This is a genomic window from Burkholderia sp. BCC1972 (assembly GCF_905339605.1).
In the GTDB taxonomy this organism is placed as follows: domain Bacteria; phylum Pseudomonadota; class Gammaproteobacteria; order Burkholderiales; family Burkholderiaceae; genus Burkholderia.
In genome coordinates this window covers 167,184-188,872 of sequence record NZ_CAJPGH010000011.1, presented here as the reverse complement: position 1 = coordinate 188,872, position 21,689 = coordinate 167,184, and the positions used below count along the sequence as shown (strand labels likewise).

Genomic DNA, 21,689 nt, shown 5'->3' with positions numbered 1-21,689 from the left:
CTGCGCGGTGGTGATGCAAAGGCTGAAGCGGGCCGCCGCGCGGCCCTGTCTGGCAAACCGGGCCGGTTGCGCTGGCCGTGCCCGGTTCGTGGTCTCGCATGATGCGCTCAGGCGTCCGTGCCGCCCTGGGCGGCGAGCGCGGCTTCGAGCGCCTTGATGCGCTCGCGCAGCTTGTCGAGGTTGCGCACGAGCGCAGCGCTCTTGTTCCATTCGCCGTGGTCGACGGCCGGGAACGCGCTGGTATAGATGCCGGCCTTCGGCAGCGACTTCGATACGCCCGACTTCGCGGTGATGATGACATAGTCGCCGAGCGTCACGTGGCCGGCGATCCCGGCCGCGCCGCCGATCATGCAGTGGCGGCCGATCGTCGTGCTGCCCGCGATGCCCGCGCTGCCGGCGATCACCGTATAGGCGCCGATCCGGCAGTTGTGGCCGATCTGGACCTGGTTGTCGATCTTCACGCATTCCTCGATGACGGTATCCGCCATCGCGCCGCGATCGATCGTCGTGTTCGCGCCGATCTCGACGTCCGGGCCGATCGTCACGCCGCCGACTTGCGGGATCTTGACCCAGCTGCCGGTACGCGCCTCGCCGTCCCCGACGAAATCCGGCGCAAAGCCGAAGCCGTCGGAACCGATCACGGCGCCCGCGTGGACGATCGCGCGCGGGCCGATCTTGCAGCCGTGGTACACCGATGCGTTCGGATAGAAGTGCGAGCCGGCGCCGATCGTCGTGCCGCGGCCGACGAACACGTTCGCGTCGAGCTGCACGCCGTCCTCGATCACCGCGCCGGCCTCGACCGTCACGTGCGGGCCGATCACCGCGCTCGCGGCGACCTTCGCGGCCGGATCGATCGTCGCGCTCGGATGCACGCCGGCGGCGCGCTGCGGCGTGGCCAGGTCGATGAACATCTGCGCGACGCGCGCGAAGTACGCGTACGGGTTCGGCGTGACAATGAAATTGCGGGGGCCGCTAGCGGCCGCGCCCAGCTTTTCGAGATCCTTCGGCGCGATCAGCACCGCGCCGGCGCGGGTCGTCTCGACCTGCGACAGGTACTTCGGATTCGCGAGGAACGCGAGTTGCTGAGGGCCTGCCTGGTCGAGCGGTGCGAGCCCGCCCACCTTGCACTGTGCGTCGCCGGCGATCTCGCCGCCGAACCGCTTTACGAGTTCCTCAAGCGTCAATGCCATTCGTCGTCTGCTCCGTTCAGTTCGTCGAGCCGGACGCGAGCGCCTTGAGCACCTTGTCGGTGATGTCGATGCGCGGGCTGACGTACACGGCTTCCTGCACGATCAGGTCGTAATTCTGCTGCTCGGCGATCTGCTTGATGACCTTGTTCGCCCGCTCCAGCACGGCCGCCAGTTCCTCGTTGCGACGCTGGTTCAGGTCTTCGCGGAACTCGCGCTGCTTGCGCTGGAAGTCGGTATCGAGCTGGGCGAGATCGCGCTGCTTCTGCGCACGATCGGCTGCCGACAGCGACGTGCCGTTCTTGTCCAGCGAATCGGACATCGACTTCAGGCGCGCGGCCAGGTCCTGCAGATCCTTGTCACGCTTCGCGAACTCGGCTTCGAGCTTCGTCTGCGCCGCCTTCGCGGGCGCCGACTCGCGCAGGATCCGATCCGAATTGACCGCCGCGATGCGGGCGACGTCCTGTGCGTGTGCCGTCGCCGCGCCCAGCGCCAGCGCAACGGTCAGCGCGCACATCACTCGTTTCGAAAACTTACCGGTTAGCAAAATTACCCTCTCGTTGCTGTTGTCATGCGTTCGGTCAGAACGCCGTCCCAATCTGGAACTGGAATTTCTGGTACTGGTCGCCTTCGTGCTTCTGCAGCGGGAAGCCGAGGCTCAGCTTCAGCGGGCCGATCGGCGAGATCCACGCGAGACCCACACCGTAGCCGTAACGCAGGCCGTTCGCGCCCGTACTCGTGCCGCCCGGCGCGTTACCCCACACGTTACCGCCGTCGAGGAACGTGAACACGCGCAGCGTGCGGTCGTAGCCCGTGCCCGGCAGCGGGAACGTCAGCTCGATGTTGCCGACCAGCATCTTCGAACCGCCGATCGGATCGTTCGTCTTCGTGTCGCGCGGGCCCAGCGAGCTCGGCTCGTAGCCACGCACGGAGCCGATACCGCCCGCGTAGTAGTTCTTGAAGATCGGGTACGGGTTGCCGATGCCGTTACCGTAGCCGCCTTGCAGGTTCAGACCCAGGATGAAGCCGCGCGAGAACGAATAGTAGTACTGCGCCTGCAGGTCGGCCTTGTAGTACTGGATCTTGCCGACCGGCACGCCGTACTCCATGTTCGCCTGCGTGAAGTAGCCGCGGCTCGGGATCAGCGCACTGTCACGCGCGTCGCGCGACCATGCGACGGTCAGCGGCACCGTGTTCGACACGCGGCCGAACTGGTTCACGTAATCCTGGTAGCTCTGCGGCGTGTTCGAATCGACGTCGAGGCGGTTCTGCTCGAAGCCGGCGCCGAAGTAGACGGTATCGACTTCCGAGAACGGAATGCCGAACTTCAGGTTGCCGCCCGCGCTAATGATCCGGAAGCTCGAGCTCGTCGAATAGTAGAGCGGCTGGTACGTGCGGTAGAAGACGTCCGTGATCCGCTTGATGCCGTCGACCGTGAAGTACGGGTCGACCTGCGTGACGGTCAGCGTACGGTAGCTCTTCGCGGTGTTGACGTTCACCGACAGGCTGGTACCCGAACCGAACACGTTGTCCTGCGACACGCCGGCCGACAGCACGACCTTGTCCGTCGACGAGAAGCCCGCGCCCAGCGTGATCGCGCCGGTCGGTTTTTCGTCGACCTTCACGTTCACGTCGACCTGGTCGTTCGTGCCTTCCACCGGTATCGTCGTCACGTCGACGTTGGTGAAGTAGCCGAGACGGTTCACGCGATCCTTCGACAGCGCGAGGCGGTTCGAATCGAACCACGAGCTCTCGAGCTGGCGCATTTCGCGGCGCACCACTTCGTCGCGCGTGCGCGTGTTGCCGACGACGTTGATGCGGCGCACATACACGCGGCGGCTCGGATCGACGACGAGGTTCAGGTTCACCTTGTGGTTCGCCTGGTCGATGTCCGGCTGCGCGTTGACGGTCGCGAACGCGTAACCGTATTCACCGAGCTTGTCGACGATCGACTTGGTGGTCTGCTGCAGCTTTTCGGCCGAGAAACGATCGCCCGGCTTGATCTTGATCAGCTTGTTGAGTTCGGCTTCGCGATCGAGCAGGTTGCCCGACAGCTTGATGCCCGACACCGTGTACGGCTCGCCTTCGTGCAACGTGACCGTCAGGTACATGTCCTTCTTGTCGGGCGAGATCGACACCTGGGTCGACTCGATGTTGAACTCGAGGTAGCCGCGGTTCAGGTAGTACGAGCGCACGGCCTCGAGGTCGCCCGTGAGCTTTTCCTTCGAGTACAGGTCGTTCTTCGTGTACCAGGAGAACCAGTTCGGCGTCGACAGCTGCATCTCGTCGCGCAGCGTGCTGGTGCTGAACGCCTTGTTGCCGATGAAGTTGATCTGGCGGATCTTCGCGCTCGGGCCTTCGGCGACCGCGAACAGGATCGACACGCGGTTCGCGTCGACCGGCGTGATCGTCGTCTTGACTTCGGCCGCATAGAAGCCGCGCGTCAGGTACTGGCGCTTGAGCTCCTGCTCCGCCTTGTCGACGAGCGCCTTGTCGTAATAGCGGCCGTCGGCGAGGCCGACGGCGCGCAGCGCCTTCGTCAGGTTGTCCTTGTCGAATTCCTTCGTGCCGGTGAAGTCGATCGACGCGATGGCCGGACGCTCCTGCACCTGCACGATGACGACGTTGCCTTGCGTGGCAATGCGCACGTCGTTGAAGAAGCCCGTCGCGTACAGCGCGCGGATTGCTTCGGATGCCTTGTCGTCCGTGAAGGTATCGCCCTGCTTGATCGGCAGATAGGCGAACACCGAACCCGCTTCGACGCGCTGCAGCCCCTCGATCTTGATGTCTTGCACCACGAACGGTGCCGCTGCATGCGCCGCGAGGCCGTGCGCGGCGAGCGCGGCCGCTGCAACTGTCTTAGGTACAAAGCGATGAGGTTTGAACAACATGCATCCCCAATATTTAGCTGCATCAAATCGGGCGACTGCCGAGCGGCGGCCGCCTGACGCTTCAGAAATGGATTAACCGAGCCAGATCGTTGAACAGCGCGATCGCCGACAATGCGACGATGCAGATCAACCCGGCTCTTTGCAGAATCAGCTGCCAGCGCTCCGAGACGGCTTTCCCGGTCGCGGCTTCAACCGCATAATATAACAGATGCCCCCCGTCCAAAACGGGAATCGGCAACAAGTTCAGGACGCCAAGGCTAATGCTGACAAGGGCGAGGAACGACAGGAACGCCGACGGACCGAGCCGCGCGCTCTTGCCTGCGTAGTCGGCGATCGTCACCGGGCCGGACAGGTTCTTCAGCGACGCGTTGCCCGTGATCATCCGCCCGAACATCTTCAGCGAATACACGGAGATGTCCCACGTGCGGTGCGCGCCGAGCCGCAGGCTCTCGATCGGCCCGTAGCGCACGTCCACGGACGGCGCGTGCATCGCCAGCGCCGCGCCGATCCGGCCGACCTGCTGCCCCGATTCGTCGTCGCGCTGCATCTGCGGCACGATCGATACCGTCCGCGCGGCGCCGTCGCGCTCGATCTGCAGGTCGAGCGCCTGTCCCGCATGGTGTTTCACCGAATCGATGAAGCGCGTCGCGCCGCCGATCGGCTTGCCGTCGAGCGCCAGCAGCTTGTCGCCGGCCTTCAGGCCCGCCTGCTCGGCCGCGCTGCCCGGCTGCACGGATGCGACCGACAGCGTGCCGCCGCCGGTCTCGAAGCCCAGGTGGGCCATGAAATCGTCATCAAGCTGACTTTCGGGAACATTGCGGAGGTCGACGCGGAAGTCGAACGTCGCGTTGCCGTCGCGGGCGCCGAGCACGATCTCGCGGTGATCGAACGCGGCCGACAGCAGCTTCCAGCGCAGGTCCGACCACGACCGCACAGGCTCGGACTCGCCGCCCTGCGCGTTACGGATCGACACGATCGTCTCGTTGCCGTCGAAGCCCGCGCGGGCCGCGACCGTCCCGGCGGCCGGCGGCGCGACGATCGCGGTCGGCTCGGTCACGCCGGTGGCAAACACGATCGAGAACAGTGCGATTGCCAACAGGAAGTTCGCAATCGGCCCGGCTGCGACAATCGCAATCCGTTTGTAGACGGACTGCCGGTTGAACGCCTGCCCGAGCTCCTCGGGCTGGATGCCGGGGCCCGGATCGCGCTCGTCGAGCATTTTCACGTAGCCGCCGAGCGGCAGCGCGGAGAGCGTCCACTCGGTGCCCGTCCGGCGGCTGACCCAACGCGCGACGGGCTGGCCGAAGCCGATCGAGAAACGCAACACCTTCACGCCGCACCAGCGCGCGACGCGATAGTGCCCGTACTCATGCACGACGACCAGTACCCCGATCGCCACTGCAAACGCGACCAGTTCGACCAGCACGTTCATGAGCACCCCATTCAGACAGTACGCTCCACGCGTGGCGCAGGCGCTTTCGCAATGATCTCGGCGGCAAGGCGGCGTGCCTCGGCATCCGCCGCCAGGACGTCGTCGAGCCCGTCGGGCGCGCGGTTCGGCAGCGTGTTGAGCACCGCGTCGACCGTCGCCGCGATCGCCATGAAGCCGATCCGGCGCTCGAGAAAGGCTTCGACCGCCACTTCGTTCGCCGCGTTCAATGCGGCGCTCGCGATACCGCCTTCCTCGAGCGCCTTCAGCGCGAGCGCGAGGCACGGGAAGCGCGCGTAATCGGGCTTCTCGAACGACAGCTGGGCGATCTGCGCGAGGTCGAGCTGATCGACGCCGGCGTCGACACGCTCGGGAAACGCGAGCGCATGCGCGATCGGCGTGCGCATGTCGGGATTGCCGAGCTGCGCGAGCACCGAGCCGTCACGGTACGACACGAGCGAATGGATCACGCTCTGCGGATGGATCAGCACGTCGATGCGGTCGCCCGGCAGCCCGAAGATCCAGTGCGCCTCGATCACCTCGAGGCCCTTGTTCATCATCGTCGCGGAATCGACCGAGATCTTGCGGCCCATCACCCAGTTCGGGTGCTTGCACGCCTCGTCCGGCGTCACGTCGACGAGCGTGGCCGGTTCGCGCGTGCGGAACGGGCCGCCCGACGCGGTCAGGATGATCTTCGAGATGCCGCCGTGCTCGGCCGCGTCGCGCGGCATGCACTGGAAGATCGCGTTGTGTTCGCTGTCGACCGGCAGCAGGATCGCGCCATGGTCGCGCACGGCGTCCATGAAGATCGCGCCCGACATCACGAGCGCTTCCTTGTTCGCGAGCAGGATCCGCTTGCCGGCACGCGCAGCCGCCAGGCTCGGCGCGAGGCCGGCCGCGCCGACGATCGCCGCGACCACCGTGTCGCAGCCGTCGCTCTTCGACACGTCGACGAGCGCTTGCGGCCCGTGCAGCACGACCGTCTTGCTGCCCGCCGCGCGCAGTTTCGCGTCGACGTGCGCGGCCGTCGCGGCATCGCCGACCACCGCCACTTCGGGCGCGAAGCGCAGACACTGCTCGACGAGCTTGTCGCCGTTGCGGTGCGCGGTCAGCGCGTAGACCGAGAAGCGCTCGGGATGGCGCGCGACCACATCGAGCGTGCTGTCTCCGATCGAGCCCGTGGAACCGAGCAATGTCAGACGTTTTTGCATAACAGAATTAATGGTTTAACCAAGCAGCAGCATCGCGAGCGGCAGCACCGGCAGCAGCGCGTCGACACGATCGAGCACGCCGCCGTGGCCCGGCAGCAGTCCGCTCGAATCCTTCACGCCCGCCTGCCGCTTCAGCAGCGACTCGAACAGGTCGCCGATCACGCTGTACGCGACCAGCAGCGTCAGCGCGGCCCACGCGCCGGCCATCCCGTAGCGCGCGGCGAATGCAGAAAACAGGGTCGGTTCGAATGCATGCGCAGCCATCGCGACACCGGCGACGACCACCACCGCGAACCAGCCGCCGATCGCGCCTTCCCAGCTCTTGCCGGGGCTGATCGTGATGGCCAGTTTACGCTTTCCGAAGGCCTTGCCGGCGAAGTATGCGCCGATATCGGCCAGCCAGACGACCAGAAGCAGCGACAGCACGAACGGCACGCCCTGCGCGCGGGCTGCAACGAGCGCGTGCCAGCAGGCGGCGAACACGACGAGGCCGGCGGCCAGCAGGAACGGCCGCCAGACGCCGCCCGCGAGTTCGGGCTTGCGCCACAGCGCGAACGGGCCGACCAGCAGCCAGAACACGCCGGCCGCCATGAAAAGGGGACGAGACGAAGCCGCATCGACGCCGAGCGGCGCGGTGGCCGCGAGCGCGAGCGCCGCGACGACCGCATAGACGATCGGAGCGGCGCCACCGAGCTTCAGCAGGCGCGCCCACTCCCACGCGGCGAACACGAGCACGACGCCGATCAGCGCGCCGAACGCGGTGAGCGGCGCGAACAGCGTCACCGGCAGCAGCACTGCCAGCATCACGATCGCCGTGATCACACGGGTTTTCAGCATGAAAGGGAGTCGGCGTTCTGCGATTGCGGTTCGAGCTGCGCACTCGTGCGCCCGAAACGGCGCTCGCGCTCGGTATACGACGCCATCGCGTCGGCCAGCGCCGCGCCGTCGAAATCCGGCCAGTATTTGTCGGTGAAATAGAATTCGGCGTACGCGAGCTGCCACAGCAGGAAGTTGCTGACGCGCTGCTCGCCGCCCGTACGGATGAAGAGATCGGGCTCCGGCGCATAGGCCATCGCCAGGTGCGGCGCGAATGCGTCCTCGGTCACTTCGACCTCGCGACCCTCGCGCACGGCCTGCTCGACGAGCTTCTTCGTCGCCTGCAGGATGTCCCACCGGCCGCCGTAGTTGGCCGCGATGGTGAGCGTCAGGCGCGTATTGCGCGCCGTCTTGGTTTCGGCGCGGCGAATCAGTTCGCGGATGCGCGGCTCGAAACGGTCGAGATCGCCGACGACACGCAGGCGGATCCCGTTTGCATGCAGCTTGCCGACCTCGCGCTCGAGCGCGGTGATGAACAGCCGCATCAGGAACGACACTTCGTCGTTCGGCCGGCGCCAGTTTTCGGAACTGAACGCGAACAGCGTCAGGTATTCGACGCCGGCGCGCGCGCAACCTTCGACCACCGCCCGTACGGCATCGACGCCGCGGGTGTGCCCCGCGACGCGCGGCAAGCGGCGTTCGGTCGCCCAACGGCCGTTGCCGTCCATGATGATCGCGATGTGACGCGGCACGACGCCGACGTCAGGCACGCGAACGGTAGAGCTGGTATAGGTCATGGCCGTTGAGACAGTAATGCGGGAAGAAGGTGGCGCGCGAGGACGGTCGTCAGACCGTCATGATCTCGGCTTCCTTGCTCTGCACGAGCTTGTCGATCTCGGCGACGTGCTTGTCGGTCAGCTTCTGCACGTCGTCGCTCGCACGGCGCTCGTCGTCTTCCGAGATTTCCTTGTCCTTCACGAGCTTCTTGAGCGCTTCGTTCGCGTCGCGGCGCAGGTTGCGGATCGCGACCTTGGCCGTCTCGCCTTCGCTCTTCACGACCTTGGTCAGCTCGCGGCGGCGCTCTTCCGTCAGCGCGGGCATCGGCACGCGGATCAGGTCGCCGGCCGTTGCCGGATTCAGGCCCAGATCGGCTTCGCGGATGGCCTTCTCGACCTTCGCGACCATGTTCTTTTCCCACGGCTGCACGCCGATCGTGCGCGCGTCGACGAGCGTCAGGTTCGCGACCTGCGAGATCGGCACCATCGAGCCGTAGTAGTCGACCTGAACGTGATCGAGCAGGCCGGTGTGTGCACGGCCCGTACGGATCTTTGCCAGATCGTTCTTGAACGCTTCGATCGAGCGCTGCATCTTTTGCTCGACGCCCTTCTTGGTATCAGCGACACTCATTTCAACCTCCGAACCTTCAAACCTTCAAAGAACGCGGGCCCCGCCCGGCGCAGGATAGACGCCGCGGCCGACGACCCGCATCCGCGGGAGTTTACACGTGGACGAGCGTACCTTCGTCCTCGCCCAGCACGATGCGCTTGAGCGCGCCCGGCTTGTTGATCGAAAACACGCGAATCGGCAGCTTCTGGTCGCGGCACAGCGCGAAGGCCGTCGCGTCCATCACCTGCAGGTTGCGGCTGATCGCCTCGTCGAAAGTGATCGTCGTGTAGCGCGTGGCCGACGGATCCTTCTTCGGATCGGCAGAATATACGCCATCGACCTTGGTCGCCTTCAGCACGACCTCGGCGCCCACTTCCGAACCGCGCAGCGCGGCGGCCGTATCCGTCGTGAAGAACGGGTTGCCCGTACCGGCCGCGAAAATCACGACGCGGCCTTCCTCGAGCTGGCGGATCGCACGGGGCCGGATGTACGGCTCGACGACCTGGTCCATGCGCAGCGCGGACTGCACGCGCGCCTCGATGCCGGCGTGGCGCATCGCGTCCTGCAGCGCCAGCGCGTTCATCATCGTCGCGAGCATCCCCATGTAGTCGGCCGTCGCACGGTCCATGCCGGCCGCGCCACCCGCGACACCGCGGAAAATATTACCGCCACCGATCACGACCGCGAGCTGCGTACCGAGACGCACGACTTCGGCGATATCGGCCACCATCCGTTCGATCGTCGCGCGATTGATGCCGAAGGCATCGTCGCCCATCAGCGCTTCGCCGGAGAGTTTGAGAAGGACGCGTTTATAGGCATTGGACATAGGGGCTTCCGAGCGACGAGAGGATGACAACCACGAACTGTAGGGGCGAAATACTGATTCGGGCAAGCGCCGACGACCGGACCGGGGTTCCCGGCCGGCCGGCGGCGCCGCCGGCCGCGGCGGAGCGGACGCCCGCCGCGGATACTGCCTGACTGCTTACTGCTGCTTTGCTGCTGCGACTTGCGCGGCCACTTCGGCGGCGAAGTCGTCCTGGCGCTTCTCGATGCCTTCGCCGACGACGAACAGCGCGAACTTCTGCACTGCGGCATTCGCTGCCTTCAGCATCTGCTCGATCGTCTGCTTGTCGTTCTTCACGAACGTCTGGTTCAGCAGCGACACTTCCTTCAGGTACTTCTGGACGCTGCCGTCGACCATCTTCGCGACGATTTCAGCCGGCTTGCCCGATTCCGCAGCCTTCTGCTCGGCCACGCGGCGTTCCGTCTCGATCAGTTCCGCCGGCACGTCGGCCGACGACAGCGCGACCGGCTTCATGGCCGCGATGTGCATCGCGACGTCCTTGCCGACCTGCTCTTCCGCGCCCGTGTACTCGACGATCACGCCGATACGCGCGCCGTGCAGGTACGTTGCGATCTTGTTCGCGGTTTCGAAACGGACGAAACGGCGGATCGACACGTTCTCGCCGATCTTGCCGATCAGTGCCAGGCGCACTGCGTCGACCGTCGAGCCTTCGAGCGGCAGCGCCGACAGCGCAGCCACGTCGGCCGGGTTTTGCGTCGCGACGAGTTCCGCAACCGTCTTCGAGAATGCGAGGAAGTCGTCGTTCTTCGCGACGAAGTCGGTTTCGCAGTTCAGTTCGACCAGCGCGCCTGCGTTGCCGCCGACGAACGATGCGACGACGCCTTCAGCCGTCACGCGCGATGCGGCCTTGCTCGCCTTGTTGCCGAGCTTGACGCGCAGCAGCTCTTCAGCCTTGGCCAGATCGCCGTCGGCTTCCGTCAGCGCCTTCTTGCACTCCATCATCGGTGCGTCGGTCTTTGCGCGCAGTTCTGCCACCATGCTTGCGGTAATTGCCGCCATCATTCGCTCCTTGAGTCTGTATTCACAACGCCGCCCGCTTGGACGCGAACGGCCGAGATTCGTTTCCGGACCCGCGCCGATTCGGCGCGATCAGGTCCGGCGCACAAGCTTAAAAAAAGGGGGCCTGTTGAGAGCCCCCTTTTTGCGCCGGCTCGGGGCCAGTTACGCGTTTTCCTCGACGTACTCGTCGTCGCCGCGTGCAGCCTGGACCACTTCGTTGACCGCGTTCGCACGGCCTTCGAGGATCGCGTCGGCCACGCCTTCGGCGTACAGCGCGACTGCCTTGCTCGAGTCGTCGTTACCCGGGATCACGTAATCCACACCTTCCGGCGAGTGGTTCGTATCGACCACGGCGATGACCGGCACGCCCAGCTTGTTCGCTTCCGTGACGGCAATCTTGTGGTAACCGACGTCGACGACGAAGATTGCGTCCGGAATGCCGCCCATGTCCTTCACGCCGCCGATCGACTTCTGCAGCTTGGCGATTTCGCGTTCGAACAGCAGCGCTTCCTTCTTGCTCATCTTCTCGAGCTCGCCTGCCTCGACTGCCGCTTCCATGTCCTTCAGGCGCTTGATCGATACCTTCAGCGTCTTGAAGTTGGTCATCATGCCGCCGAGCCAGCGTGCGTTGACGAACGGCATGCCTGCGCGCTGCGCTTCCTGGGCGATCGTGTCACGCGATTGACGCTTCGTGCCGACGAACAGGATCGTGCCGCGGTTCGCTGCCAGCTGGCGCACGTACTTCTGTGCGTCCGTGAACATCGGCAGCGTCTTTTCGAGGTTGATGATGTGAATCTTGTTGCGGTGACCGAAAATGAACGGAGCCATCTTCGGGTTCCAGAAGCGCGTCTGGTGACCGAAGTGGACACCCGCTTCCAGCATTTGGCGCATCGTAACTGCCATGTAAATTCTCCACGAGGGTTGGGTCTTAAGCCGGCCGCCGTACCGCCGCGCGAACCTGCCCCGAAAGGCGCGAATTCCACGCGGCCGGCACCCTGGTTGCGCCGGCTTGCGATTCGACACGTGCAAAACGCCCGTGCCGCAAGCCTTTCACCGCCATGCCGCCCCAAAACGGGGAAAGCTCGGCATTTGGATATCGACTTAGCCAAAGAGTATAGCACGCCGATTTGTCCGCTCTCAAGTCGCCCGGCACTTTCGCTGCCGCGCGCCAGCTGGCCGAACAATCCGCGAAAACCCGCATCCGCGCGGCCGGCAGGGGCTGCGAGGGGCGCCATAAGGTGCGATAATCCGTCAATTCACCGCATTCCAGGCATACCTCGATGGCTATTACGCTCAAAAACGAACACGATATCGCGGAGATGCGCGTCGCCTGCCGTCTCGCCAGCGAAGTGCTCGACTTCATCACGCCGCACGTCGTCGCGGGCGTCACGACCGCCGAACTCGATCGCCTCTGCCACGCGTTCATGCTCGACGTACAGGGCACGATCCCCGCGCCGCTGAACTACCAGCCGCCCGGCTACCCGCCGTACCCGAAGGCCACCTGCATTTCGGTCAACGACGTGATCTGCCACGGCATTCCCGGCGAGAAGGTGATCAAGAACGGCGATGCGCTGAACATCGACATCACCGTGATCAAGAACGGCTACTTCGGCGACACCAGCCGGATGTTCATCGTCGGCGAAGGCTCGATCCTCGCGAAGCGCCTCGTGCAGACCACCTACGAATGCATGTGGCTCGGCATCGACCAGGTCAAGCCCGGCGCGCACCTCGGCGACATCGGCTACGCGATCCAGAAGCACGCGGAAGCGCAGGGCTACAGCGTCGTGCGCGAATACTGCGGCCACGGCATCGGCACGGTGTTCCACGAAGATCCGCAGGTCGTCCACTACGGCCGTCCGGGCACCGGGATCGAACTGAAGGCCGGGATGATCTTCACGATCGAGCCGATGATCAACGCCGGCAAGCGCGACATCCGCACGATGCCCGACCAGTGGACGGTCAAGACGCGCGACCGCAGCCTGTCCGCGCAGTGGGAGCACACGGTGCTCGTCACCGAAACCGGCTACGACGTGCTGACCGTGTCGGCCGGCACGCCCGCGCGCCCCGTGTTCGCACAACCGGCCGCCGCCGTCTGAGCGCCGTCGCGCCAGCCCGCCCCACCCGCACCTGAACGGCTGCCCATGAGCGCTCACGCTGCCCCCTCGCCCGACGCGCTGTCGCGGCGCGCCGAATTCAAGGCCGCCAAGACGGAGATGCTCGAGCGCTTTCGCCGCGCGACGAACGTCGCGGCGCTGATGCACGCGCTGTCGAAACTCACCGACGACGCGCTCAAGCGCGTGTGGGACGACTGCGGGCTGCCCGCGACGCTCGCGCTCGTCGCCGTCGGCGGCTACGGGCGCGGCGAGCTCGCGCCCTATTCCGACGTCGACATCCTCGTGCTGCTGCCCGATGCGCACGATCCGGCGCTCGACGCGCGCATCGAACGCTTCATCGGGATGGCGTGGGATCTCGGCCTCGAGATCGGCAGCAGCGTGCGCACGGTCGGGCAGTGCATCGAGGAGGCGTCGCAGGACGTCACGGTGCAGACCTCGCTGCTGGAAGCGCGCCGCATCGTCGGCAGCACCGCGCTGTTCGAGCGCTTCACGGTGCGCTACCACGAGGCGCTCGACGCCCGCGCATTCTTCACCGCGAAGGTGCTCGAGATGCGCCAGCGCCACGCGAAGTTCCAGGACACGCCGTACAGCCTCGAACCGAACGTGAAGGAAAGCCCCGGCGGGCTGCGCGACCTGCAGACGATCCTGTGGATCGCACGCGCGGCGGGCTTCGGCAGCAGCTGGCGCGAACTCGACACGCGCGGGCTCATCACCGATCGCGAAGCGCGCGAGTTGCGCCGCAACGAAGGATTCCTGAAGACGCTGCGCGCGCGGCTGCACGTGATCGCCGGCCGCCGCCAGGACATGCTCGTGTTCGACCTGCAGACGCAGGCCGCCGAGAGCTTCGGCTACCAGCCGACGCAGACCAAGCGCGCGAGCGAGCAGCTGATGCGCCGCTACTACTGGTCCGCGAAAGCCGTCACGCAGCTCGCGACGATCCTGATCCAGAACATCGAGGCGCAACTCTTCCCGGCGACGAGCGGCATCACGCGCGTGCTGTCGCCCGACCGCTTCGTCGAGAAGCAGGGGATGCTGGAGATCGTCGACGACGGCGTGTTCGAACGCCATCCCGACGCGATCCTCGAAGCGTTCCTGCTGTACGAGACGACCCGCGGCGTGAAAGGCCTGTCCGCCCGCACGCTGCGTGCGCTGTACAACTCGCGCGACGTCATGAACAACGCGTGGCGCCGCGACCCGCAGAACCGCGACATGTTCATGCGGATCCTGCAGCAGCCCGAAGGCATCACGCACGCGTTCCGGCTGATGAACCAGACGAGCGTGCTCGGCCGCTATCTGCTGAACTTCCGCCGCATCGTCGGCCAGATGCAGCACGACCTGTACCACGTGTACACGGTCGACCAGCACATCCTGATGGTGCTGCGCAACATCCGCCGCTTCGCGGTGGCCGAGCATGCGCACGAATATCCGTTCTGCAGCCAGCTGATCGGCAACTTCGAGCGTCCGTGGGTGCTGTATGTCGCGGCGCTGTTCCACGACATCGCGAAGGGCCGCGGCGGCGACCACTCGACGCTCGGGATGGCCGATGCGCGGCGCTTCTGCCGCGAGCACGGCATCGCCGGCGACGACGCGTCGCTGATCGTATGGCTCGTCCAGCATCACCTGACGATGAGCCAGGTCGCGCAGAAGCAGGACACGAGCGATCCCGAAGTCATCAAGCGCTTCGCAGAAGTCGTCGGCAACGAGCGCTACCTCACCGCGCTGTACCTGCTGACCGTCGCCGATATCCGCGGCACGAGCCCGAAGGTGTGGAACACGTGGAAGGGCAAGCTGCTCGAGGACCTGTACCGCATCACGCTCGCGGTGCTCGGCGGCGCGAACCCCGACGCGCATTCGGAGCTGAAGTCGCGGCAGGAGCAGGCGCTCGCGCTGCTGCGCCTCGAGACCGTGCCCGACGACGCCCACCGCGCACTGTGGGATCAGCTCGACGTCGGCTTTTTCCTGCGTCACGACGCGGCCGACATCGCGTGGCAGACGCGCGTGCTGTACCGGCACGTGAACGCCGAAACCGCGATCGTCCGCGCGCGGCCGTCGCCGATCGGCGACGCGCTGCAGGTGCTCGTGTACGTGAAGGACCGCCCCGACCTGTTCGCGGGCATCTGCGCGTATTTCGACCGCAACGGGCTGTCGGTGCTCGACGCGCGCGTCAGCACGACGCGGCACGGCTATGCGCTCGACAACTTCATCGTCACGCAAACCGAGCGCGACGTGCGGTATCGCGACATCGCGAATCTCGTCGAGCAGCAGCTCGCGACGCGGCTCGCCGAAACCGCCCCGCTGCCGGAGCCGTCCAAGGGCCGCCTGTCGAGGCTGTCCCGGACGTTTCCGATCACGCCGCGCGTCGACCTGCGGGCCGACGAGCGCGGCCAGTACTACATCCTGTCCGTGTCGGCCAACGACCGGCCGGGCCTTCTCTATTCGATCGCGCGCGTACTCGCCGAGCATCGGATCGGCGTCCATGCGGCGCGGATCAACACGCTCGGCGAACGCGTCGAGGACATCTTCCTGCTCGCGGGTGCCGGCCTGTCCGACAACCGCCTGCAGATCCAGCTCGAAACCGAATTGCTGCGTGCGATCGCAGTCTGAATGAATCCCAGCGTTTATGCGCACCAAACTAACCGTCAAGAATCCGAAGCCGGCGTCGCCGACCCGCGCCCCTGTCCGCTCCGGCAGCCTCGTCGCCCGCAAGGCGGTACGTCCTGCGCCGCCGCCCGCAGGGGACAAGCCGGCCCGCCCGAACAAGGCTGCCCCGGCAGCGGCCGGCGAGCGCTCGTTCAAGCCGCGCGGGGCCGCAGGCGCCGAGCGCCCGGGCGCGGATCGCGCACCGGCCAAGCGTGCGCCGCGTGACGGCGGTGCCGAACGCGGCACGCGTGCTCCTTATCGCAACAACGCAGGCGGCGAAGGCGCTAAGCGCAGTTTCGGCGACCGTCGCACGTCGTCGGATCGTCCGCCGCGCCGTGACGACGATGCACGTCCGCGCCGCGCAGGTGCTGATGAAGGCAAGCGTCCGTCCTATCGCGACAACGCAGCCGGCGAAGGCGCTAAGCGCAGCTTCGGCGAGCGTCGCACGTCGTCGGATCGTCCGCCGCGCCGCGACGACGATGCACGTCCGCGTCGCGCAGGCACCGATGAAGGCAAGCGTCCGTCCTATCGCGACAACGCATCCGGCGAAGGTGCGAAGCGCAGCTTCGGCGACCGTCGTACGTCGTCGGATCGTCCGCCGCGCCGCGACGACGATGCGCGTCCGCGCCGCGCAGGCGCCGACGACAAGCGCCCGTCCTATCGCGACAACGCAGCCGGCGAAGGCGCAAAGCGCAGCTTCGGCGAGCGCCGTACGTCGTCGGATCGTCCGCCGCGCCGCGACGACGACGCGCGTCCGCGCCGCGCGGGTGCCGACGACAAGCGTCCGTCCTATCGCGACAACGCAGCCGGCGAAGGCGCAAAACGCAGCTTCGGCGACCGCCGTACGTCGTCGGATCGCCCGCCGCGCCGCGACGACGACGCACGTCCGCGCCGCGCAGGCACCGAGGAAGGCAAGCGCCCGTCCTATCGCGACAACGCAGCCGGCGAAGGCGCAAAACGCAGCTTCGGCGACCGCCGCACGTCGTCCGATCGTCCGCCGCGCCGTGATGACGATGCCCGTCCGCGCCGTGCAGCAGGTAGCGACGAAGGCAAGCGCCCGTCGTATCGCGACAAGACGGCCGGCGAAGGCGCGAAGCGCAGCTTCGGCGACCGCCCGGCCCGCCCCGCACGCGACGGCGAGCGCCGCTCGTTCGGCGCGGTCAAGACCGCGCAGCCGGTCAAGCGTGCCGCCGCGGCCGACGTCGACTACGGCGACGAAACGGGCCTGATGCGCCTGTCGAAGCGGATGTCCGAGCTCGGCATGTGCTCGCGCCGCGAAGCCGACGAATGGATCGAAAAGGGCTGGGTGCTCGTCGACGGCGAACGCATCGACACGCTCGGCACCAAGGTCCGCGCCGACCAGAAGATCGAGATCGACGAGCGTGCGAGCGCCGCGCAAGCCGCGCAGGTGACGATCCTGCTGCACAAGCCGGTCGGCTACGTGTCGGGCCAGGCGGAAGACGGCTACGAGCCGGCGGCCGTGTTGATCACGCGCGCCAATCGCTGGAGCGGCGACCATTCGCCGGTGCGCTTCTCGCCGCAGCACCTGCACGCACTCGCCCCGGCAGGCCGGCTCGACATCGACTCGACCGGCCTGCTCGTGCTGACGCAGAACGGCGTGATCGCGAAGCAGCTGATCGGCGAGCAGTCGGACATCGACAAGGAGTACCTGGTGCGCGTGCGCTTCGGCGAACGACTCATCGACATCGACCAGCACTTCCCGGCGGAATCGCTCGCGAAGCTGCGCCACGGCCTCGAACTCGACGGCGTCGCGCTGAAGCCCGCGATGGTGAGCTGGCAGAACGGCGAGCAGCTGCGTTTCGTGCTGCGCGAAGGCAAGAAGCGCCAGATCCGCCGCATGTGCGAACTGGTCGGCCTCGACGTGATCGGCCTGAAGCGCGTGCGCATGGGCCGCGTGATGCTCGGCGCGCTGCCGCAGGGTCAATGGCGCTATCTGTCGGCCGACGAGACGTTCTGACGCAGGCACGCAACGTGCGCCATGCAATGAAAAAGCCCGCGAACGCGGGCTTTTTTCTTGTTTGCCGGAGACCGGGCGATCAGTCGTCGTCGGCCGGATCGAGCCCCGGGAACAGTACCTCGGTGAAGCCGAAGCGCGTGAAGTCGGTGATCCGCATCGGATACAGCTTGCCGATCAGGTGATCGTATTCGTGCTGGACCACGCGTGCGTGGAACCCGTCGGCGACGCGATCGATCTTCTCGCCGAACTGGTCGAAGCCGCTGTAGCGCACCTTCGCGTAGCGGCTGACGACGCCGCGCATGCCCGGCACCGACAGGCAGCCTTCCCAGCCCTCTTCCATGTCCGGCGGCATGTACTCGATCTTCGGGTTGATCAGCACGGTCTCGGGCACCGGCGGCGCATCCGGGTAGCGGTTGTTGTTGCCGAAGCCGAAGATGATGATCTGCAGCCCGATGCCGATCTGCGGCGCGGCCAGCCCGGCGCCGTTCGCGTGGTGCATCGTCTCGAACATGTCCGCGACGATCTCGTGCAGTTCGGGGGTATCGAACCGCTCGACCGGCTTGGCGATTTCGAGCAGGCGCGGATCGCCCATCTTCAGAATCTCGCGAATCATGGCGTATTGCCCTCCAGAAGTTGGTGCAGACCGTCTTCGTCCAGCACGGGGATGCCGAGTTCCTCGGCCTTCGCGAGCTTGCTGCCGGCTTCGGCGCCCGCGACCACGTAATCCGTCTTCTTCGATACCGAGCCCGCGACCTTCGCGCCCGCCGCCTCGAGCATCTCCTTCGCGGCATCGCGCGTGAGCGTCGGCAGCGTGCCCGTCAGCACGACCGTCTTGCCGGCCAGCACGCCCTGCGGCGCCTTCGGCGCGGGCGGTCCTTCCGGCCACGTGACCTTGCCCGGCGCGCGCAGCTGCTCGATCACGGTCCGGTTGTGCTCTTCCGCGAAGAACTGGTGAAGCGACTCGGCGACGATCGGCCCGACGTCGTTGACTTCGAGCAGTTCCTCGATCGACGCGTCCATGATCGGCGTCAGCGAGCCGAAATGCTTCGCGAGATCCTTCGCGGTCGATTCGCCAACGTGGCGGATGCCGAGCCCGTAGATGAAGCGCGCGAGCGTCGTGTGCTTCGCCTTCTCGAGCGAATCGAGCAGATTCTGCGCGGACTTCTCGGCAAACCGGTCGAGCTCGGCCAGCGTCGCGAAGCCGAGATTGAACAGGTCCGCCGGCGTGCGCACGAGATTCAGCTCGACGAGCTGGTCGATGATCTTTTCGCCGAGCCCGTCGATGTCGAGCGCGCGGCGCTGCGCGAAATGCCACAGCGCCTGCTTGCGCTGCGCCGGGCAGAACAGGCCGCCCGTGCAGCGGGCGATCGCCTCGTCCGGCAGGCGCTCGACCTTCGAGCCGCACACCGGGCATTCGGTCGGCATCACGAATTCGGCCGCGTCGGCCGGACGCCGGTCGAGCAGCGCGCCGACCACCTCCGGGATCACGTCGCCCGCGCGGCGCACGATCACGGTGTCGCCGATCCGGATGTCCTTGCGGCGCACCTCGTCCTCGTTGTGCAGCGTCGCATTGGTGACGGTCGCGCCGCCGACGAATACGGGCTCGAGGCGTGCGACCGGCGTGATCGCGCCGGTGCGGCCGACCTGCACGTCGATCGCGACGAGCTTCGTCAGCGCTTCCTGCGCAGGAAACTTGTGTGCGAGCGCGAAGCGCGGCGCACGCGACACGAAGCCGAGCCGCTCCTGCTCGTCACGCCGGTTGACCTTGTAGACGACGCCGTCGATGTCGTACGGCAGCGAGTCGCGCTTCTCGCCGACCTTGCGGAAGAAGTCGAGCAGGCCTTCGGCGCCCTGCACGACCGCGCGTTCGCGGTTCACGGGCAGGCCGAGCGACTCGTACCAGTCGAGCAGCGCGCTGTGCGTGTCGGGCATCGGCATCCCGTCGAGCACGCCGATCCCGTACGCGAAGAACGACAGCGGGCGCTGTGCGGTGATCTTCGAGTCGAGCTGGCGCAGGCTGCCGGCCGCCGCGTTGCGCGGGTTCGCGAATTCGCGCTGCTCGGCCGCGCGCTGGCGTTCGTTCAGGCGTGCAAAATCACGCTTGAACATCAGCACCTCGCCGCGCACGTCGAGCACGGCCGGCACGTTCTTGCCCTTCAGCTTCAGCGGGATCGAGCGGATCGTGCGCACGTTCTCGGTCACGTCCTCGCCCGTCGTCCCGTCGCCGCGCGTCGATGCCTGCACGAACACGCCCTGCTCGTAGCGCAGCGAGATCGCGAGACCGTCGAACTTCAGTTCGCACGCATATTCGACGGGCTCCGTCACCGAGCCGGCGAGATCGGTCGTCTTGTCGAGCGCATCGGCGATGCGCTTGTCGAACGCGACGATGTCCTCGTCGGCGAAACCGTTGTTCAGCGACAGCATCGGCGCGTCGTGGACGACCGGCGTGAAGCCGCCGGCCGCTTCGCCGCCCACGCGTTGCGTCGGCGAATCGGGCGTCACGAGTTCGGGATGGTCGGTTTCGAGCTGCTGCAGCTCACGGAACAGCCGGTCGTATTCGGCGTCGGGCAGATCCGGCTGATCGAGCACGTAATAGGCGTAGTTCGCCCGCTCGAGTTGGTCGCGCAGCCACGCGGCGCGCGCGTCGGGCTGGCTGGCTGGCGGTTCGGCTTGGGTTCGGGCCATGCTGGCGGCTGATTCGTTCTGAAAAAATCGGATTTCCGATTATCTCAGTTTGACGCCGCGGCGGGGCGTGCAATGCGGGCCCGATGAGCGTGTTGCAGTGCACACCGGAGAGTGTGCGCCGCAACGGCGAACGGCGGCGCCGAAGCCCGCCGTCCGCACCCTCGCGTTACTGGCTGAAGAGTCGGCGCGTGACCGACGAACCGGCCGGGATGCCCGCTTCCTCGAGCTTCGCGTACAGCTTCATCAGCTGCTGCTCGATCGCGAGCAGTTGCGATTCCGGCAGCGGCCGGCGCGAATCGTCGACGACGCGTGCGCCGATGCGTTCGGACAGCGACTTCGCGTAATCGCACATCAGCCGGAACGGCAGGATGTCCTCTTCGGCGACCGGCACGTCGAGCACCAGCGTGATCATGTTGCCACCCTTGTACGTGAGGTCGTCACGCAGGAAGTTCGTATCGCCGAACTGCAGCATGAACACCGGGTTCTGCTTCGCGTCGAGCTTCACGAACCGCGTGCCGTCGCGCGACAGCAGCAGCCCGTCCTGCGACGCGACCGCCTGCACGTAGTTCGCCGACCACGGCGCGCCATCCGACATCACGTTGATCGACAGCTGCGCGTCGCACTGCGCGGCGAACGCATCGAGCTCGCGCGCCATCGCGACCGTTTCCATCATGTCCGGGAATTCCGGCGCGCCGTCGATCGTGTCGGCGAACTGCTGGACGCCCGTCACGAATTCGGAGAATTCGAGTTCGTTCAGTGCGCCGCTGCGGTTCGCGAGCTGCGCGGCCGCGCGCAGTTCTTCGTAGCGCACGCCGTTCTGCAGCAGCTCCCACTGGCCGCCTTCCGGCTTGCCTTCGATGTGCACGGGCTTGCTTCCCGCGCGGCGCAGCCGCTGCGCGGCCGGCAGGATCTTGTCGCCCGGCAGCGGCCCGGCGAGACGGATCGGCACGATGCAGTCGATCCGGCGATCGACGATCGCCGGCGGCGCCGACGAGATCGTCGTCGCGGCCGGCAGCACGGGTTCGGACGGCTCGGCCGCCTCGGCCGGCGCTTCGTGCGCGGCCGCCGGCACGGCTTCCTCGCCGGCAGCCGGCCCGGGCACTTCGGCCGGCGTGTCGACGCCGGTCGCCTCGGCCTGCAGATCGGCCGGTGTGTCGGCCGGCGCCGCGCCGCCGAACGTCGGCTCGACGCGCGCGACTTCGGACGGCGCAGCGGCCGCCGTCGCGGCCGGAGCCGCAGGCTCGCGGCGCACCGGCTGACGCACCGGCTCGATGAACGGCAACTCTTCGTCGCGCTCGGGGCGGTTCATCGCCTCGGCCGCTTCCTCCGGCATCGGGCGCGGCATCCTGCGCCGCACTTTCGCACCCTGCCACGCGTTGTAGACCACGACGCCGCCCACCACGACAGCACCCGCGCCGATCAAACCGAGTGTCAACTCGTCCATGCACGCTCCATCAGCAATTCTTTTTCGTCGGGACCGCGAACGGG

The 21,689-nt window shown here is 66.7% G+C and carries 17 protein-coding genes; 3 read left to right on the top strand and 14 right to left on the bottom strand.

Annotated features, from left to right (window positions below; all coding sequences use genetic code 11):
* Nucleotides 1–107: 107 nt before the first annotated feature.
* The 11 genes from lpxD to rpsB all read right to left on the bottom strand — a co-directional run bounded on the left by lpxD (nt 108) and on the right by rpsB (nt 11,687).
* Nucleotides 108–1,190 carry a UDP-3-O-(3-hydroxymyristoyl)glucosamine N-acyltransferase gene (lpxD, locus tag U5798_RS18045; RefSeq protein WP_322082784.1) on the bottom strand — a complete coding sequence of 361 codons (1,083 nt, stop codon included), beginning with the start codon at nt 1,188–1,190 and terminating at the stop codon, nt 108–110.
* Nucleotides 1,191–1,206: 16 nt separating this feature from the next.
* Nucleotides 1,207–1,704, bottom strand: coding sequence for an OmpH family outer membrane protein (locus U5798_RS18040; protein ID WP_185658144.1), 498 nt, complete (start codon nt 1,702–1,704; stop codon nt 1,207–1,209).
* 64 nt (nt 1,705–1,768) lie between these two features.
* Complete coding sequence (bamA, locus tag U5798_RS18035; protein WP_124450574.1) at nt 1,769–4,078, bottom strand: outer membrane protein assembly factor BamA; 2,310 nt, start codon at nt 4,076–4,078, stop codon at nt 1,769–1,771.
* A gap of 61 nt (nt 4,079–4,139) precedes the next feature.
* Nucleotides 4,140–5,510, bottom strand: coding sequence for an RIP metalloprotease RseP (gene rseP, locus U5798_RS18030; RefSeq protein WP_322082783.1), 1,371 nt, complete (start codon nt 5,508–5,510; stop codon nt 4,140–4,142).
* Nucleotides 5,511–5,521: 11 nt separating this feature from the next.
* Nucleotides 5,522–6,718, bottom strand: coding sequence for a 1-deoxy-D-xylulose-5-phosphate reductoisomerase (locus tag U5798_RS18025; protein WP_124450578.1), 1,197 nt, complete (start codon nt 6,716–6,718; stop codon nt 5,522–5,524).
* Between the two features lie 15 nt (nt 6,719–6,733).
* The gene (locus U5798_RS18020) at nt 6,734–7,555 is read right to left on the bottom strand and encodes a phosphatidate cytidylyltransferase (RefSeq protein ID WP_322082782.1); all 822 of its coding nucleotides are present in this window, start codon (nt 7,553–7,555) and stop codon (nt 6,734–6,736) included.
* A complete protein-coding gene (gene uppS, locus U5798_RS18015) occupies nt 7,549–8,331 on the bottom strand; it encodes a polyprenyl diphosphate synthase (protein ID WP_006478494.1) in 783 nt (260 codons plus the stop codon). The genes U5798_RS18020 and uppS overlap by 7 nt, the downstream gene beginning before the upstream one ends.
* Before the next feature lie 49 nt (nt 8,332–8,380).
* Nucleotides 8,381–8,941: a ribosome recycling factor gene (gene frr / locus U5798_RS18010; protein ID WP_039342717.1), complete on the bottom strand. Its 561-nt coding sequence runs from the start codon at nt 8,939–8,941 to the stop codon at nt 8,381–8,383.
* A gap of 91 nt (nt 8,942–9,032) precedes the next feature.
* Complete coding sequence (gene pyrH / locus U5798_RS18005; protein WP_011352459.1) at nt 9,033–9,746, bottom strand: UMP kinase; 714 nt, start codon at nt 9,744–9,746, stop codon at nt 9,033–9,035.
* Nucleotides 9,747–9,902: 156 nt separating this feature from the next.
* Entirely contained in the window at nt 9,903–10,784 is an 882-nt protein-coding gene (gene tsf, locus U5798_RS18000) for a translation elongation factor Ts (protein WP_021159104.1), read from the bottom strand.
* A gap of 162 nt (nt 10,785–10,946) precedes the next feature.
* Nucleotides 10,947–11,687 (bottom strand): 30S ribosomal protein S2, encoded by a 741-nt coding sequence (gene rpsB / locus U5798_RS17995; protein WP_006752149.1) that lies wholly within the window; start codon nt 11,685–11,687, stop codon nt 10,947–10,949.
* Between the two features lie 377 nt (nt 11,688–12,064).
* On the opposite strand from rpsB, the gene map reads away from it, so the two are divergent.
* The 3 genes from map to U5798_RS17980 are packed head-to-tail and all read left to right on the top strand — an operon-like array spanning nt 12,065 to nt 17,516.
* Nucleotides 12,065–12,880 (top strand): type I methionyl aminopeptidase, encoded by an 816-nt coding sequence (gene map, locus U5798_RS17990; protein ID WP_322082781.1) that lies wholly within the window; start codon nt 12,065–12,067, stop codon nt 12,878–12,880.
* 45 nt (nt 12,881–12,925) lie between these two features.
* The gene (locus U5798_RS17985; protein WP_322082780.1) at nt 12,926–15,502 is read left to right on the top strand and encodes a [protein-PII] uridylyltransferase; all 2,577 of its coding nucleotides are present in this window, start codon (nt 12,926–12,928) and stop codon (nt 15,500–15,502) included.
* Nucleotides 15,503–15,518: 16 nt separating this feature from the next.
* Nucleotides 15,519–17,516, top strand: coding sequence for a pseudouridine synthase (locus tag U5798_RS17980; RefSeq protein ID WP_322082779.1), 1,998 nt, complete (start codon nt 15,519–15,521; stop codon nt 17,514–17,516).
* A gap of 79 nt (nt 17,517–17,595) precedes the next feature.
* Here the strand turns inward: U5798_RS17980 and def are convergent, their stop codons facing one another.
* From def to U5798_RS17965, 3 genes are all read right to left on the bottom strand, one after another.
* Complete coding sequence (def, locus tag U5798_RS17975; RefSeq protein WP_322082778.1) at nt 17,596–18,129, bottom strand: peptide deformylase; 534 nt, start codon at nt 18,127–18,129, stop codon at nt 17,596–17,598.
* Entirely contained in the window at nt 18,126–20,201 is a 2,076-nt protein-coding gene (gene ligA / locus U5798_RS17970; RefSeq protein WP_124450592.1) for an NAD-dependent DNA ligase LigA, read from the bottom strand. The genes def and ligA overlap by 4 nt, the downstream gene beginning before the upstream one ends.
* Nucleotides 20,202–20,367: 166 nt before the next feature.
* Nucleotides 20,368–21,645, bottom strand: a complete 1,278-nt coding sequence (locus U5798_RS17965) for a cell division protein ZipA C-terminal FtsZ-binding domain-containing protein (protein WP_322082777.1) — start codon at nt 21,643–21,645, stop codon at nt 20,368–20,370.
* Between the last annotated feature and the right edge of the window lie 44 nt (nt 21,646–21,689).

Coding starts and splice junctions, on each gene's coding strand:
- lpxD (WP_322082784.1), bottom strand. CDS start 1,190: ATGGCATTGACGCTTGAGGAACTCGTAAAGCGGTTCGGCGGCGAGATC.
- U5798_RS18040 (WP_185658144.1), bottom strand. CDS start 1,704: ATGTGCGCGCTGACCGTTGCGCTGGCGCTGGGCGCGGCGACGGCACAC.
- bamA (WP_124450574.1), bottom strand. CDS start 4,078: ATGTTGTTCAAACCTCATCGCTTTGTACCTAAGACAGTTGCAGCGGCC.
- rseP (WP_322082783.1), bottom strand. CDS start 5,510: ATGAACGTGCTGGTCGAACTGGTCGCGTTTGCAGTGGCGATCGGGGTA.
- U5798_RS18025 (WP_124450578.1), bottom strand. CDS start 6,718: ATGCAAAAACGTCTGACATTGCTCGGTTCCACGGGCTCGATCGGAGAC.
- U5798_RS18020 (WP_322082782.1), bottom strand. CDS start 7,555: ATGCTGAAAACCCGTGTGATCACGGCGATCGTGATGCTGGCAGTGCTG.
- uppS (WP_006478494.1), bottom strand. CDS start 8,331: ATGACCTATACCAGCTCTACCGTTCGCGTGCCTGACGTCGGCGTCGTG.
- frr (WP_039342717.1), bottom strand. CDS start 8,941: ATGAGTGTCGCTGATACCAAGAAGGGCGTCGAGCAAAAGATGCAGCGC.
- pyrH (WP_011352459.1), bottom strand. CDS start 9,746: ATGTCCAATGCCTATAAACGCGTCCTTCTCAAACTCTCCGGCGAAGCG.
- tsf (WP_021159104.1), bottom strand. CDS start 10,784: ATGGCGGCAATTACCGCAAGCATGGTGGCAGAACTGCGCGCAAAGACC.
- rpsB (WP_006752149.1), bottom strand. CDS start 11,687: ATGGCAGTTACGATGCGCCAAATGCTGGAAGCGGGTGTCCACTTCGGT.
- map (WP_322082781.1), top strand. CDS start 12,065: ATGGCTATTACGCTCAAAAACGAACACGATATCGCGGAGATGCGCGTC.
- U5798_RS17985 (WP_322082780.1), top strand. CDS start 12,926: ATGAGCGCTCACGCTGCCCCCTCGCCCGACGCGCTGTCGCGGCGCGCC.
- U5798_RS17980 (WP_322082779.1), top strand. CDS start 15,519: ATGCGCACCAAACTAACCGTCAAGAATCCGAAGCCGGCGTCGCCGACC.
- def (WP_322082778.1), bottom strand. CDS start 18,129: ATGATTCGCGAGATTCTGAAGATGGGCGATCCGCGCCTGCTCGAAATC.
- ligA (WP_124450592.1), bottom strand. CDS start 20,201: ATGGCCCGAACCCAAGCCGAACCGCCAGCCAGCCAGCCCGACGCGCGC.
- U5798_RS17965 (WP_322082777.1), bottom strand. CDS start 21,645: ATGGACGAGTTGACACTCGGTTTGATCGGCGCGGGTGCTGTCGTGGTG.